Consider the following 14,151-nt stretch of genomic DNA (forward strand, 5'->3'; position numbering starts at 1 on the left):
GCGTTAACATAATAAGAGTTTATCCATAAACACAGGTTCTTTTTTACGACGTTGATGGTTGTATCGTCCCGCATTCGTTTTCTGCTCTTACTCCCCCTTCTTACGGCCGGAGCCGTTCACGGTGCGCCGCGTTCCTTTATCCAGCAGGCACAAAATCCTTTCGATAATAACGGGGATAATCTGCCCGACCTGGGTATGGCTGCTCCCTCAGGGGAAGGGGAAAAGCACCTGGCCGAAATGGCGAAAGCCTTTGGTGAAGCCAGTATGACCGACAACGGCCTGACAACGGGCGAGCAGGCGCGTCAGTTTGCCTTTGGTCAGGTGCGCGACGCGGTGAGCGGCGAAGTGAACCAGCAGATTGAGTCCTGGCTGTCGCCCTGGGGGAACGCCAGCGTCAATTTACTGGTGGATAACGAGGGCAAATTTAACGGCAGCAGCGGGAGCTGGTTTATCCCCTGGAACGATAACAACCGTTACCTGAGCTGGAGCCAGCTTGGCCTGACGCAGCAGACGGATGGCCTGGTCAGTAACGCCGGAATCGGCCAGCGCTGGGTCGCCGGAAAATGGCTGCTGGGCTATAACACCTTCTACGATAATCTGCTGGACGAAAACCTGCAGCGTGCTGGACTGGGCGCCGAGGTGTGGGGGGAGAATCTGCGCCTGTCAGCGAACTATTACCAGCCGTTTGCCGGATGGCGCGACAGATCTGATGTTCAGGAACAGCGAATGGCGCGGGGATATGATGTCACCGCCAAAGCCTGGCTGCCGTGGTTTCATCACCTGAACACCAGCGTCAGCGTCGAGCAGTATTTTGGCGACAACGTTGATCTCTTCAACAGCGGAACCGGCTATCACAACCCGGTGGCGGTCAATCTTGGGCTTAACTATACCCCCGTTCCGCTGGTCACGCTGACCGCCGCGCATAAGCAGGGTGAAAGCGGCGAAAGCCAGAATAACCTCGGCCTGAAGCTTAACTACCGCTTTGGCGTGCCGCTGGTGAAGCAACTCTCCGCCAGTGAAGTTGCGGCCACGCGTTCTCTGCGTGGCAGCCGTTATGATTCCCCCGAGCGCAACAGCCTTCCGATTATGGAGTTCCGCCAGCGTAAAACGCTGTCCGTCTGGCTGGCTACGCCACCGTGGGATCTGAAAGGGGGGGAAACCGTCATGCTGAAGCTACAGATTCGTAGCACGCACGGCATCCGTCAGATCCACTGGCAGGGCGATACCCAGGCACTGAGCCTGACGTCGCCCGGGAAGGGTAACAGCAGCGACGGCTGGAGCGTGATTATGCCTGCCTGGAATGAGGCAGAAGGCGCGACAAACCGCTGGCATCTTTCGGCGGTAGTGGAAGATGAGAAGGGCCAGCGCGTCTCGTCCAATGAGATCACGCTTGCGGTGGTGCAGCCGCTGATCGCTATACCTGACGACGACCCGCGCTGGAAGCTGCTGCCGGATGAGTAATCCTTAGAAAATGCGTTCCTGATGTACCCACACGGCGGCCTCAACGCGGGATTTTAACTTCATTTTCTTCAGCATATGCTTCACATGCACTTTGACCGTGCTTTCGGTGATATCCAGACGGCGGGCGATCATTTTATTCGGCAGCCCCTGGGCGATTAGTTTGAGAATATCGCGTTCGCGCGGTGTTAACTGGCTGACGTCACGGTCAGACGTGGCGCGGTTGGCCCGCAGGCTGGCGGCCAGCACCGGCGTCAGGGCTTCACTCAGCACCATCTCGCCCGCCGCGGCCTGCTGCAGTGCTTTAAGCAGATCTTCCGGCTCCATATCTTTCAGCAGATAACCATCCGCGCCGCGCTTCAGCGCCGTGACCACATCTTCTTCATGGTTCGAGACGCTAAAGACGACGATGCGTCCGGAAAGCGATTTTTCCCGCAGCTTGTCGAGGGTCTCCAGGCCGTTCATCCCGGGCATGTTCAGATCGAGCAGGATCAGATCGGGATCGAGGGACTCGGCGAGCTCAATGCCCTGTTCCCCGTTGCTGGCTTCGCCAACCACGGTAATATCGGGTGCCATGCTGACCAGCTGTTTTACGCCAGTACGCAGCATCGGATGGTCGTCGATCAACAGGATGGATGCCGGTTCCTGATTAGTCATGGGTTTCTCCTTGAGAAGTTGTAAGCGGTTTTTCGGGAATAAAGGTGACCACGACTTCCGTGCCACCCGTCTCTCTCCGGCGAACCTGACAATCACCGCGCAGGCTTTGGGCGCGGTCTCGCATAATGATTAAACCATAGTGGTTCGTGCGCTCGGCATTTTCCGGCACGCCGCGGCCGTTGTCGTGAACCGTGAGTCTGACCTGGTTAGCGTGCTGGCTGACGGTGACCGTGACCGCCGTCGCTTCCGCGTGTTTAAGCACGTTGCTGAGTGCTTCACGGGCGATCTGCAGTAGATGAATGGCCTGATGTGACGGGACAAACCGCGGCGGCAGCTGGTAATCCAGCTTCACCGGGAACCCCAGCCGGGCGCTGAACTCCTGACAGCTGGCTTCCAGCGCCGGACGCAGGCCCGGCTCGGTCAGCTGCAGGCGGAAGGTGGTCAGCAGCTCACGCAGCTGTACCCAGGACGTATTCAGCTCGTTGCGTATCTGGCTGAGCAGCTGTTTATTACTGTCCGGCATCTGCGCATCCTGCATCTGCAGGCAGCTTACCTGCATTTTCATACAGGAGAGCGACTGGGCGATTGAGTCATGCAGCTCGCGGGCGATGGTGGCGCGTTCTTCCATAACGATCAGCTGCTGCTGTTTTTCCTGATGCCTGTCGAGCGCCAGCGTGGCCGTTAGCTGTTCAACCAGCGTATCAACCAGCTGTTGCTGATCGTGGCTCAGGTGACGCCCGGCGGGCAGGGTCGCCAGCAGAATACCGTACTGGGTATGGCTGTCCGTTAGTCGCCATTTCAGCGTCGTGCCGCCAGTGGTCGACGGCGGCAGGCCGCGAGGGCATAAATGACAGCCTTTATCATCACAGGACATGTCGGACTGACAGGTAAACTCCTGATGATTATCTTCATCTTCCACGTCGTAAACGCGCAGTTCCAGGTCATGCAGCAGGGTCAGATTTTGCAGGCCATTCAGCACCGGGGAGAGGCGTTCACAGAGCGGCACCTGCATGTGCAGCCGGCGGTTGGCCTGCCACAGGAAAGAGAGAATTTCGTTTTTCTGCTCCAGCCCGGCCGTTTTTTCCTGTACGCGCTGCTCAAGCACCGCGTAGCTTTCGGAGAGCTCTGCCGACATGGTGTTGAGCGCCTGGCCGAGCATCGCCATTTCGTTGCGTCCGCTGATGTGCGTGCGCTGGGTAAAATCCCGGGCGGTTACCGCCCGGGCCATGGCCAGCAGCTGTTTCCACGGATTCAGCAGCCGCGCGCGGAGCCAGATAATGGTGAAGATCAGCAGCAGGCCCATAAACAGCGCCATGGCACGGTGTACCATCACCACCCGATCGATGCGTAATTCAGTGGTTTGGTCAAAAGAGGAGACCAGGGCATCAATGCGTGAGACAAAACCCGCCACGTCCTGCGCGACCGTCTCCGGGCTTTGTGCCTGTTTCAGTCCGGGTTCCAGTTGGGTGTGCCAGTAGCCCTGAAGGGCTTTAAGCTGGGATTGCTGACCGGCGCGGATGGCTGCATTTTCCAGTTCGGGGCTGAAAGCCGTGCGCTCCATTTCATCAATGAGAGGCTGGTCGTCCTGCGTCAGAGGCACCGACGCCAGCAGACGGTAACTCTGCATGCGTAGCGAGCCTGCCTCATTGATGGCATGCGCATTACCCTGTACCCCTTGTACCAGCCAGCCGGAAATCGCCATGCCGGTCACGCCGAGTGCGGTGGACAGCAAAACGATCAGGGCTAACTGATTGACGAGTGTCAGCGGTGATAAACATCTTTTTAACATAGAGTTGCCGGGCTCCTGACGTGGCCTGCTTGCAGGAATGGCGCTATTCTGGTGCATACCCTGGAGTATACCCATACCTATAAATGATTACTCCTAAATTGCCAGTGGAGTATGCATCTGAGGGTAGGGGGAGCAGGGACGCGTCAGCGCCGTGAAAAACAACGTCTTTTTGACCAGAATTGCCTACTCACTAAGGATAAGACCTTTTTTCGCGCCGCAAATCCTCGCACTTTTCCTTTGATTTATATCAACTTACCGCCGCCCTAAAACCCTAATGTTTGCAGCATCATTCGAGAATCAGAGGTGTCTATGAGTCACTCATCCGCTCCCGAAAGGGAAAATGGTGCCGTTATTACAGACTGGCGTCCAGAGGATCCGGCGTTCTGGCAACAGCGCGGCCATCGTGTAGCAAGCCGGAATCTGTGGATTTCCGTTCCGTGTCTGTTATTAGCGTTTTGCGTATGGATGTTGTTTAGTGCAGTGGCGGTAAATCTGCCAAAAGTTGGGTTTACGTTCACAACCGATCAGCTGTTTATGCTGACCGCGTTGCCGTCACTGTCTGGCGCGCTGCTGCGCGTTCCTTACGCCTTTATGGTGCCGGTCTTTGGTGGCCGTCGCTGGACGGCATTCAGTACCGGGATCATGATCGTGCCTTGCGTGTGGCTCGGCTTCGCGGTGCAGGATACGTCCACGCCGTTTAGCGTGTTCGTGATCATCTCCCTGCTGTGCGGTTTTGCGGGTGCGAACTTCGCCTCCAGTATGGCGAACATCAGCTTCTTCTTCCCGAAAGCGAAACAGGGTGGCGCGCTGGGCATTAACGGTGGTCTGGGCAACATGGGCGTGAGCGTGATGCAGCTGATCGCGCCGCTGGCGATCTCGGTCTCCATTTTTGCTGCCTTTGGTGGCGGTGGCGTTGAACAGGCGGATGGTTCTTCCCTCTACCTGCAGAACGCCGCCTGGATTTGGGTGCCGTTCCTGGTGGTCTTCACCCTGGCAGCGTGGTTCTTTATGAACGATCTGTCTGCGTCGAAGGCGTCACTGAGTGAACAGCTGCCGGTGCTGAAACGTGGACACCTTTGGGTGATGGCACTGCTGTATCTGGCCACCTTCGGGTCGTTTATCGGTTTCTCTGCCGGTTTCGCCATGCTGTCGAAAACCCAGTTCCCGGACGTGCAGATCCTGCAATTCGCCTTCTTTGGTCCATTTATTGGCGCGCTGGCTCGCTCACTGGGCGGCATGGTTTCTGATCGTCTGGGCGGTACCCGCGTGACGCTGGTGAACTTTGTCGTGATGGCGGTCTTCTGTGCGCTGCTGTTCCTGACGCTGCCAGCGGACGGACAGGGCGGTAACTTCATCGCCTTCTTCGGCGTGTTTATGGTGCTGTTCCTGACGGCCGGTTTGGGGAGTGCGTCCACCTTCCAGATGATCTCCGTGATCTTCCGTAAGCTGACGATGGATCGCGTGAAAGCGCAGGGTGGAAGCGAAGAGCAGGCGATGCGTGAAGCGGCGACGGATACCGCTGCTGCGCTGGGCTTTATCTCTGCCATCGGTGCCATTGGCGGCTTCTTTATCCCGAAAGCGTTCGGTATTTCGCTTGACCTGACCGGTTCCCCGGCGGGTGCGATGAAAGTGTTCCTTGTGTTCTATATCGCCTGCGTTGTGATTACGTGGCTGGTATATGGCCGTAATACCAAGAAAAATAAGTAAGTGTGATTATCCGTTTGCGCGGCCTTGGGGCCGCGTTTTTTTGTTCTGGAAGTAGTTACAACATACTGATGGGTTTGCACAGAAGCGCGCCGGTAACACTGTGATCGCCGTCGCCTTGCAGGGAGGTCTACCCCTTAATACCTGAGATGTTAAATTTTGCCGTGGTTATTGTACGATGAAATGAAAATATCATTAAAAATCATATTATTATGAATTTTTAAAATCTACCGCTTTGGTGGTATTTGGCCTAACCCCACCCCTGAAAGTCCCTCGTCGTCTTGATCGTTATCAATTCTCCTCCTCTTTCAGAGCGTTACCTTCGCTGCAAATCAGCAATGTCGATTTAGAGAGCCACAGGCTCCACACAGGAGATACCCGATGAGCAAATTTTTGGACCGGTTTCGCTACTTCAAACAGAAGGGTGAAACTTTTGCCGATGGGCACGGCCAGGTTCTGGATACCAACCGGGACTGGGAAGACGGTTACCGTCAACGCTGGCAGCATGACAAAGTTGTCCGTTCTACCCACGGCGTAAACTGCACTGGCTCATGTAGCTGGAAGATTTTCGTTAAAAACGGTCTGGTGACCTGGGAAATGCAGCAGACCGACTATCCGCGCACCCGCCCGGATATGCCGAACCACGAACCGCGCGGCTGCCCGCGTGGCGCCAGCTACTCCTGGTATCTCTATAGCGCTAACCGTCTGAAATACCCGCTGATGCGTAAGCGTCTGATGAAAATGTGGCGTGAAGCGAAAGTGCAGCACAGCGATCCGGTTGATGCCTGGGCGTCCATCATCGAAGATGCGGATAAAGCGAAAAGCTTTAAGCAGGCTCGCGGCCGCGGTGGCTTTGTTCGTTCCTCCTGGAAAGAGGTGAACGAGCTGATTGCCGCCTCTAACGTCTACACTGTCAAAACCTACGGCCCTGACCGCGTGGCAGGCTTCTCGCCGATCCCGGCGATGTCGATGGTCTCTTACGCCTCCGGTGCGCGCTATCTGTCACTGATCGGCGGCACCTGTCTGAGCTTCTACGACTGGTACTGCGACCTGCCGCCTGCGTCTCCGCAGACCTGGGGCGAGCAAACCGACGTGCCGGAATCTGCTGACTGGTACAACTCAAGCTACCTCATCGCCTGGGGCTCTAACGTTCCGCAGACCCGTACCCCGGACGCGCACTTCTTTACCGAAGTCCGCTACAAAGGGACCAAAACCGTTGCGATCACCCCGGACTACGCGGAAATTGCTAAACTGTGTGACCTGTGGTTGGCACCGAAACAGGGTACCGACGCCGCGATGGCGATGGCGATGGGCCACGTTATGCTGCGCGAATTCCACCTCGATAAACCAAGCCAGTATTTCACCGACTATGTACGTCGCTACACCGACATGCCGATGCTGGTGATGCTGGAAGAGCGTGACGGTTACTACGCCGCTGGCCGTACGCTGCGCGCCGCCGATCTGGTGGACGCGCTGGGCCAGGAAAATAACCCTGAATGGAAAACCGTTGCGTATAACAGCAACGGCGAGCTGGTGGCACCTAACGGCTCTATCGGCTTCCGCTGGGGTGAGAAGGGCAAGTGGAACCTCGAACAGCGTAACGGTACCACCGGTGAAGAGACGGAACTGCGTCTCAGCATGCTGGGCAGCCAGGACGAGATCGCCGAGGTCGGCTTCCCGTACTTTGGAGGCGAAGGATCAGAGCATTTCAACAAGGTTGAACTGAAAAATGTTCTGATGCATAAACTGCCGGTTAAACACCTGCAGCTGGCTGATGGCTCAACGGCGCTCGTCACTACCGTTTACGATTTGACCATGGCGAACTACGGTCTGGAACGGGGTCTGAATGATGAAAACTGCGCAACCAGCTATGACGACGTAAAAGCCTACACCCCGGCATGGGCGGAGCAGATCACCGGCGTTCCTCGCGCACAGATTACCCGTATCGCCCGTGAATTTGCAGAAAACGCGGATAAGACGCACGGTCGCTCAATGATCATCGTCGGCGCGGGTCTGAACCACTGGTATCACCTGGATATGAACTATCGTGGCCTGATCAACATGCTGATCTTCTGCGGCTGTGTCGGTCAGAGCGGCGGCGGTTGGGCCCACTACGTAGGCCAGGAAAAACTGCGTCCGCAGACCGGCTGGCAGCCGCTGGCGTTTGCCCTTGACTGGCAGCGTCCTGCACGTCACATGAACAGTACCTCGTACTTCTATAACCACTCCAGCCAGTGGCGCTACGAGACGGTTACCGCGCAGGAATTGCTGTCGCCAATGGCGGATAAATCCCGCTACAGTGGCCACCTGATTGACTTCAACGTCCGTGCTGAGCGCATGGGCTGGCTGCCGTCTGCGCCGCAGCTGGGTACTAACCCGCTGCGCATCGCGGAAGAGGCGAAAAAAGCTGGAATGTCACCGGTGGATTACACCGTTAAGTCCCTGAAAGACGGCTCAATCCGTTTCGCGGCTGAACAGCCTGAGAACGGCAAAAACCATCCGCGTAACCTGTTCATCTGGCGCTCCAACCTGCTGGGCTCGTCCGGTAAAGGTCACGAGTACATGCTGAAATACCTGCTCGGTACCGAGAACGGTATCCAGGGGAAAGATCTCGGCAGGCAGGGTGGCGTGAAGCCGGAAGAGGTGGAATGGAAAGACAACGGTCTGGACGGCAAGCTGGATCTAGTGGTGACCCTCGACTTCCGTCTGTCCAGTACCTGCCTGTATTCCGATATCGTGCTGCCAACCGCGACCTGGTACGAAAAAGACGACATGAATACCTCGGATATGCATCCGTTTATTCATCCACTGTCTGCCGCGGTTGACCCGGCGTGGGAGTCGAAAAGCGACTGGGATATCTACAAAGATATCGCGAAGAAATTCTCTGAAGTGTGCGTCGGGCATCTGGGCAAAGAGACCGACGTGGTGACGCTGCCAATCCAGCACGACTCTGCGGCCGAGCTGGCGCAGCCGCTGGACGTCAAAGACTGGAAAAAAGGCGAATGTGACCTGATCCCGGGCGTGACCGCGCCGCACATCATTCCGGTGGAGCGTGATTACCCGGCGACGTACGAGCGATTTACCTCTATCGGTCCACTGATGGAGAAAATCGGTAACGGCGGGAAAGGGATTGCCTGGAATACCCAGAGCGAAATGGATCTGCTGCGTAAGCTCAATTACACCAAAGCGGACGGCCCGGCGAAAGGCCAGCCCATGCTGAACACGGCGATTGATGCCGCAGAGATGATCCTGACCCTGGCGCCGGAAACCAACGGCCACGTGGCGGTGAAGGCGTGGGCAGCGCTGAGCGAGTTTACGGGTCGTGACCACACGCATCTGGCAACGAATAAAGAGGAGGAGAAAATCCGCTTCCGCGATATTCAGGCCCAGCCGCGCAAGATTATCTCCAGCCCGACCTGGTCAGGACTTGAAGATGAGCATGTCTCCTATAACGCCGGTTACACCAACGTTCACGAGTTGATCCCATGGCGCACGCTGTCCGGTCGTCAGTCCCTGTATCAGGATCACCAGTGGATGCGTGACTTCGGTGAAAGCCTGCTGGTGTACCGTCCGCCAATCGACACCCGCTCCGTAACCGCAGTTATGGGCGCGAAATCCAACGGTAACCCTGAAAAGGCGCTGAACTTCCTGACGCCGCACCAGAAGTGGGGGATCCACTCGACCTATAGCGACAACCTGCTGATGCTGACGCTTTCGCGCGGCGGTCCGATTGTCTGGATGAGCGAGACGGATGCCAAAGATCTGGGTATTGAAGATAACGACTGGATCGAGGTGTTTAACAGCAACGGTGCTCTGACGGCGCGTGCGGTGGTGAGCCAGCGCGTACCGGCCGGGATGACCATGATGTACCACGCGCAGGAACGTATCGTTAACCTGCCGGGGTCAGAAATCACCGAACAGCGCGGCGGGATCCACAACTCCGTGACCCGTATTACGCCGAAGCCGACCCATATGATCGGGGGCTATGCGCAGCTGGCCTACGGCTTTAACTACTACGGCACCGTAGGATCGAACCGCGATGAGTTCGTGGTGGTACGTAAGATGAAGAACATTAACTGGTTAGACGGCGAAGGTAATGACCAGGTACAGGAGAGCGTAAAATGAAAATTCGTTCACAAGTCGGCATGGTGCTGAATCTGGATAAATGCATCGGCTGTCACACCTGCTCGGTCACCTGTAAAAACGTCTGGACCAGCCGTGAAGGTATGGAGTACGCCTGGTTCAACAACGTGGAAAGCAAGCCGGGTACCGGCTTCCCGACCGACTGGGAAAACCAGGAGAAGTGGAGGGGCGGTTGGATCCGTAAAATCAACGGCAAGCTGCAGCCGCGCATGGGTAACCGCGCGATGCTTCTGGGGAAAATCTTCGCTAACCCGCATCTGCCGGGCATTGAGGATTACTACGAGCCGTTTGACTATGACTACCAGAACCTGCACAACGCGCCGGAAAGCAAACACCAGCCGATCGCGCGTCCTCGCTCGCTGATCACCGGCAAGCGCATGGACAAAATTACCAGCGGTCCAAACTGGGAGGAGATTCTGGGCGGCGAGTTCGAAAAACGCGCCAAAGACCAGAACTTCGAGAACATGCAGAAGGCGATGTACGGCCAGTTCGAAAACACCTTCATGATGTATCTGCCGCGCCTTTGCGAGCACTGCCTGAACCCGGCGTGCGTGGCGACCTGCCCAAGCGGCGCCATCTACAAGCGTGAAGAGGACGGCATCGTCCTGATCGACCAGGACAAATGCCGCGGCTGGCGTATGTGCATCACCGGCTGCCCGTACAAAAAAATCTACTTCAACTGGAAGAGCGGGAAATCAGAGAAATGCATCTTCTGCTACCCGCGTATCGAAGCAGGTCAGCCAACCGTCTGCTCCGAAAGCTGCGTAGGCCGTATCCGCTACCTCGGCGTGCTGCTGTATGACGCAGACGCGATTGAAAATGCCGCGAGTACCGAGAACGAGAAAGATCTGTATCAGCGTCAGCTTGACGTGTTCCTTGACCCGAACGATCCGAAAGTCATTGAGCAGGCGCTGAGGGACGGTATTCCACAGAGCGTTATCGACGCGGCGCAGCAGTCGCCGGTGTATAAAATGGCGATGGACTGGAAGCTGGCTCTGCCGCTTCATCCGGAATACCGCACGCTGCCGATGGTCTGGTACGTGCCGCCGCTGTCGCCAATCCAGTCTGCTGCCGATGCAGGCGAGCTGGGCAGCAACGGCATTCTGCCGGACGTCGAGAGCCTGCGTATCCCGGTTCAGTATCTGGCAAACCTGCTGACCGCAGGGGATACCCAACCGGTACTGCTGGCGCTGAAACGTATGCTGGCGATGCGTCACTTTAAGCGTGCGGAAACCGTTGATGGCGTTAACGATACCCGCGCGCTGGACGAGGTCGGTCTGACTGAAGCGCAGGCCCAGGAGATGTACCGCTACCTGGCAATTGCCAACTATGAAGACCGTTTCGTGGTGCCGAGCAGCCACCGTGAACTGGCTCGCGAGGCCTTCCCGGAGAAAAATGGCTGTGGCTTTAGTTTTGGCGACGGTTGCCATGGGTCAGACAGCAAATTCAACCTGTTTAACAGCCGCCGCATCGACGCCATGGATGTGACCAGCAAAACGGAGCCGCACCAATGATTGAACTCGTCATTGTTTCGCGTCTGCTCGAGTATCCGGATGCTGCGCTTGCGCAGCATCAGCAGGAGCTTTTTGATGCACTCGCGTCATCTGAAAACCTGGATAAAGAGGATGCCCAGACGCTGGGCGTTTTCCTCCGCGACCTGTTAGCGCGCGATCTGCTCGACGCGCAGGCGGACTACAGCCAGCTGTTTGACCGTGGCCGTGCAACGTCGTTACTGCTGTTCGAACACGTTCATGGTGAATCCCGCGACCGGGGTCAGGCGATGGTGGACCTGATGGCTCAGTACGAGCAGCACGGCCTGATGCTCGACAGCCGCGAGCTGCCGGACCATCTGCCGCTGTACCTGGAGTATCTGGCTCAACTGCCGAAAGACGAGGCGCTGGGCGGTCTGCAGGACATCGCGCCGATCCTGGCGTTGCTCAGCGCGCGTCTTCAGCAGCGTGAGAGCCGCTATGCGGTGCTGTTCGACCTGCTGATGAAGCTGGCAAACGCCGCTGTCGACAGTGAAAAAGTGGCGGAGAAAATCGCGGATGAAGCCCGCGATGATACCCCGCAAGCGCTGGATGCGGTCTGGGAGGAAGAGCAGGTGAAATTCTTTGCTGAGCAGAGCTGCGGCGAGTCTGAAATCTCCGCTCACCAGCGTCGTTTTGCCGGGGCGGTCGCTCCGCAATATTTGGATATCTCAAACGGAGGACGGCACTAATGCACTTCCTGAATATGTTCTTCTTTGACATTTACCCGTATATCGCGGGCACCGTGTTCCTGGTGGGAAGCTGGCTGCGTTATGACTACGGCCAGTACACCTGGCGTGCTGCCTCCAGCCAGATGCTGGATCGTAAGGGGATGCACGTCGCGTCTAACCTGTTTCATATCGGGATCCTCGGGATTTTTGCCGGGCACTTCCTCGGGATGCTGACCCCGCACTGGATGTACGAAGCGTGGCTGCCGATTGAGGTGAAACAGAAGATGGCGATGATCGCGGGCGGTGCCTGCGGCGTGATGACCCTCGTCGGGGGCCTGCTGTTGTTGAAACGTCGTCTGTTCAGCCCGCGTGTGCGGGCAACGACCACCGCGGCGGACATCCTGATCCTTTCCCTGCTGGTGGTGCAATGCGCGCTGGGTCTGCTGACCATTCCGTTCTCGGCGCAGCATATGGACGGCAGTGAAATGATGAAGCTGGTCGGCTGGGCGCAGTCCGTGGTGACTTTCCACGGTGGCGCGTCCGAACACCTGGACGGCGTGGCGTTTATCTTCCGCGTTCACCTGGTGCTGGGGATGACGCTGTTTGTGCTGTTCCCGTTCTCCCGTCTGGTACACATCTGGAGCGCGCCGGTGGAGTACCTGACGCGCAAGTATCAGATTGTGCGTGCCCGTCGCTAATTCACCGTTTTAATACCAACCCCGCACTCGCGGGGTTTTTTTTCGCCCCAGCCCAGGTTGTTGCCCGCTGCGGCAAACAGGATTAACGCACCACCCGCCAGCTGCGTCAGGTTCAATGCGTGTCCGAACACCAGATTATCTACAATAATTGCCACCACCGGATAGATAAACGACAGGGAGCCGGTCACCGGCGTTGGCAGTTTCTGGATCGCGCTATACAGCAGTTGATACATAATACCGGTATGGACGATGCCCAGCGTCAGCAAGATTGGCCAGGGAAAATCACCGGAGAGTGACGGCTGGCTGGCAAAAGGCAGCAGCATCACCACGCCGGTCAGCACCTGGATAAAAGCGATATGCTGTGGGGCGATTGTTTTGAGTTTGCGCGCAATGATTGCCGTCAGCGCATAGAAGAAGGCCGCGGCCATGGCCAGACCAACCCCTGCGAGCCATTTACTGTTATGGGCTCCGGTCAGCTCACTGGAGAGCAATATCACCACTCCGCCAAAGGCGAGGAACAGCCAGCCCCATTTTACCAGGCTGACGCGCTCACCTAAAAACATCCCCATCAATACCAGCATAAACGGCTGGGTGTTATATACCACGGTAGACAGGCCAATAGAGATACGTTCGTAAGCGGCGAAAAGCAGTAGCCAGTTCACAACTAATGCCACACCCCCGAGAATCGCAAGCATCAGCGTGGTGCGGGTGAGGGGACTAAAGGGCTTTTGACTGACCCGGATAAAAATAAAAAGTGTTATGGCCCCCAATAAGACAGCGCCAGAAGACCACTTCCGTGACGGGCAGACCGGAGAGTAAAACAAACGCACCGATAGAGCCGGAAATTAACATCGCCAGGCTCATTTGCCAGACGCCTTTATGGAAATCACGCATTATCCACCTCCTGATTTAATGACCTTATTGTCGAAAATCGCTGTCGGGTTTTACAGGGGTGATATAAGGTGAAAGAGAGTAATGACTTTTTAAAATGAGGCAAAATCGATGGAAAGCCTTCTCGATGAGATCGACAGACACATATTAACCTGCCTGGTTGAAGATGCGCGCATGTCGTTGAAGGTGCTCAGTGGCCGTATCGGTTTGACCTCACCCAGCACGGCAGAACGGCTGAAAAGGCTGGAAGAACGCGGTGTGATTCAGGGATATGGTGCGCGGGTGAATCTGGCGGCGTTGGGATATACGCTGCAGGCGCTGGTGCGCGTGCGGCCGCTGCCTGGGTTGCTGCATAAAGTGGATAAGTACATTCAGGCGATGCCGGAGTGTATTGAGAGCGACAAAGTGACCGGGGAAGATTGCTTCGTGATCAGGCTGGTGGTGCGCTCGATTGAGCAACTGGATGTGTTGCTGGACGGGCTGGCGGAACATGCGCAGTGTAATACGTCGATTGTGAAGAGTTCGCCGGTGAAGCGACGATTGCCGCCGATGTAGCTGCCTGTCGCCGGGTGGCGGCTGCGCCTTACCCGGCCTACAACGGCGGATTCGGT

The 14,151-nt window shown here is 56.9% G+C and carries 9 protein-coding genes and 1 pseudogene; 7 read left to right on the top strand and 3 right to left on the bottom strand.

Features of this window, described 5'->3' with window-relative positions; genetic code table 11:
• Window positions 1-54: 54 nt before the first annotated feature.
• Entirely contained in the window at window positions 55-1,461 is a 1,407-nt protein-coding gene (locus O1723_RS09365; RefSeq protein WP_014884179.1) for a YchO/YchP family invasin, read from the top strand.
• Between the two features lie 3 nt (window positions 1,462-1,464).
• On the opposite strand, the gene narL is transcribed toward O1723_RS09365, so the two are convergent.
• Both narL and narX read right to left on the bottom strand, forming a co-directional pair.
• A complete protein-coding gene (narL, locus tag O1723_RS09370) occupies window positions 1,465-2,115 on the bottom strand; it encodes a two-component system response regulator NarL (protein WP_008499531.1) in 651 nt (216 codons plus the stop codon).
• On the bottom strand, window positions 2,108-3,904 hold the full coding sequence (narX, locus tag O1723_RS09375; protein ID WP_014884178.1) for a nitrate/nitrite two-component system sensor histidine kinase NarX: 1,797 nt from the start codon (window positions 3,902-3,904) through the stop codon (window positions 2,108-2,110). The genes narL and narX overlap by 8 nt, the downstream gene beginning before the upstream one ends.
• A gap of 309 nt (window positions 3,905-4,213) precedes the next feature.
• On the opposite strand from narX, the gene O1723_RS09380 reads away from it, so the two are divergent.
• The 5 genes from O1723_RS09380 to narI all read left to right on the top strand — a co-directional run bounded on the left by O1723_RS09380 (window position 4,214) and on the right by narI (window position 12,649).
• On the top strand, window positions 4,214-5,611 hold the full coding sequence (locus tag O1723_RS09380; RefSeq protein ID WP_014884177.1) for a NarK family nitrate/nitrite MFS transporter: 1,398 nt from the start codon (window positions 4,214-4,216) through the stop codon (window positions 5,609-5,611).
• Between the two features lie 378 nt (window positions 5,612-5,989).
• A complete protein-coding gene (locus O1723_RS09385) occupies window positions 5,990-9,733 on the top strand; it encodes a nitrate reductase subunit alpha (protein ID WP_014884176.1) in 3,744 nt (1,247 codons plus the stop codon).
• A complete protein-coding gene (gene narH, locus O1723_RS09390; protein ID WP_023337393.1) occupies window positions 9,730-11,265 on the top strand; it encodes a nitrate reductase subunit beta in 1,536 nt (511 codons plus the stop codon). The genes O1723_RS09385 and narH overlap by 4 nt, the downstream gene beginning before the upstream one ends.
• Window positions 11,262-11,972, top strand: coding sequence for a nitrate reductase molybdenum cofactor assembly chaperone (gene narJ / locus O1723_RS09395; protein WP_014884175.1), 711 nt, complete (start codon window positions 11,262-11,264; stop codon window positions 11,970-11,972). Before narH ends, narJ begins: the two co-directional genes overlap by 4 nt.
• A complete protein-coding gene (gene narI, locus O1723_RS09400; protein ID WP_023330579.1) occupies window positions 11,972-12,649 on the top strand; it encodes a respiratory nitrate reductase subunit gamma in 678 nt (225 codons plus the stop codon). The genes narJ and narI overlap by 1 nt, the downstream gene beginning before the upstream one ends.
• Here the strand turns inward: narI and O1723_RS09405 are convergent.
• A pseudogene (locus O1723_RS09405) lies at window positions 12,646-13,543 on the bottom strand (DMT family transporter). The gene narI and the pseudogene O1723_RS09405 overlap by 4 nt on opposite strands.
• Before the next feature lie 108 nt (window positions 13,544-13,651).
• Here O1723_RS09405 and O1723_RS09410 point away from each other — a divergent pair.
• On the top strand, window positions 13,652-14,095 hold the full coding sequence (locus tag O1723_RS09410; RefSeq protein WP_023337392.1) for an Lrp/AsnC family transcriptional regulator: 444 nt from the start codon (window positions 13,652-13,654) through the stop codon (window positions 14,093-14,095).
• Window positions 14,096-14,151 lie beyond the last annotated feature (56 nt).

It is taken from the genome of Enterobacter cloacae complex sp. HYC080_NIDB, from assembly GCF_056673325.1.

Excerpts from the sequence above, each read along its gene's own strand:
- O1723_RS09365 (WP_014884179.1), top strand. The coding sequence starts at position 55 with ATGGTTGTATCGTCCCGCATTCGTTTTCTGCTCTTACTCCCCCTTCTT.
- narL (WP_008499531.1), bottom strand. The coding sequence starts at position 2,115 with ATGACTAATCAGGAACCGGCATCCATCCTGTTGATCGACGACCATCCG.
- narX (WP_014884178.1), bottom strand. The coding sequence starts at position 3,904 with ATGTTAAAAAGATGTTTATCACCGCTGACACTCGTCAATCAGTTAGCC.
- O1723_RS09380 (WP_014884177.1), top strand. The coding sequence starts at position 4,214 with ATGAGTCACTCATCCGCTCCCGAAAGGGAAAATGGTGCCGTTATTACA.
- O1723_RS09385 (WP_014884176.1), top strand. The coding sequence starts at position 5,990 with ATGAGCAAATTTTTGGACCGGTTTCGCTACTTCAAACAGAAGGGTGAA.
- narH (WP_023337393.1), top strand. The coding sequence starts at position 9,730 with ATGAAAATTCGTTCACAAGTCGGCATGGTGCTGAATCTGGATAAATGC.
- narJ (WP_014884175.1), top strand. The coding sequence starts at position 11,262 with ATGATTGAACTCGTCATTGTTTCGCGTCTGCTCGAGTATCCGGATGCT.
- narI (WP_023330579.1), top strand. The coding sequence starts at position 11,972 with ATGCACTTCCTGAATATGTTCTTCTTTGACATTTACCCGTATATCGCG.
- O1723_RS09410 (WP_023337392.1), top strand. The coding sequence starts at position 13,652 with ATGGAAAGCCTTCTCGATGAGATCGACAGACACATATTAACCTGCCTG.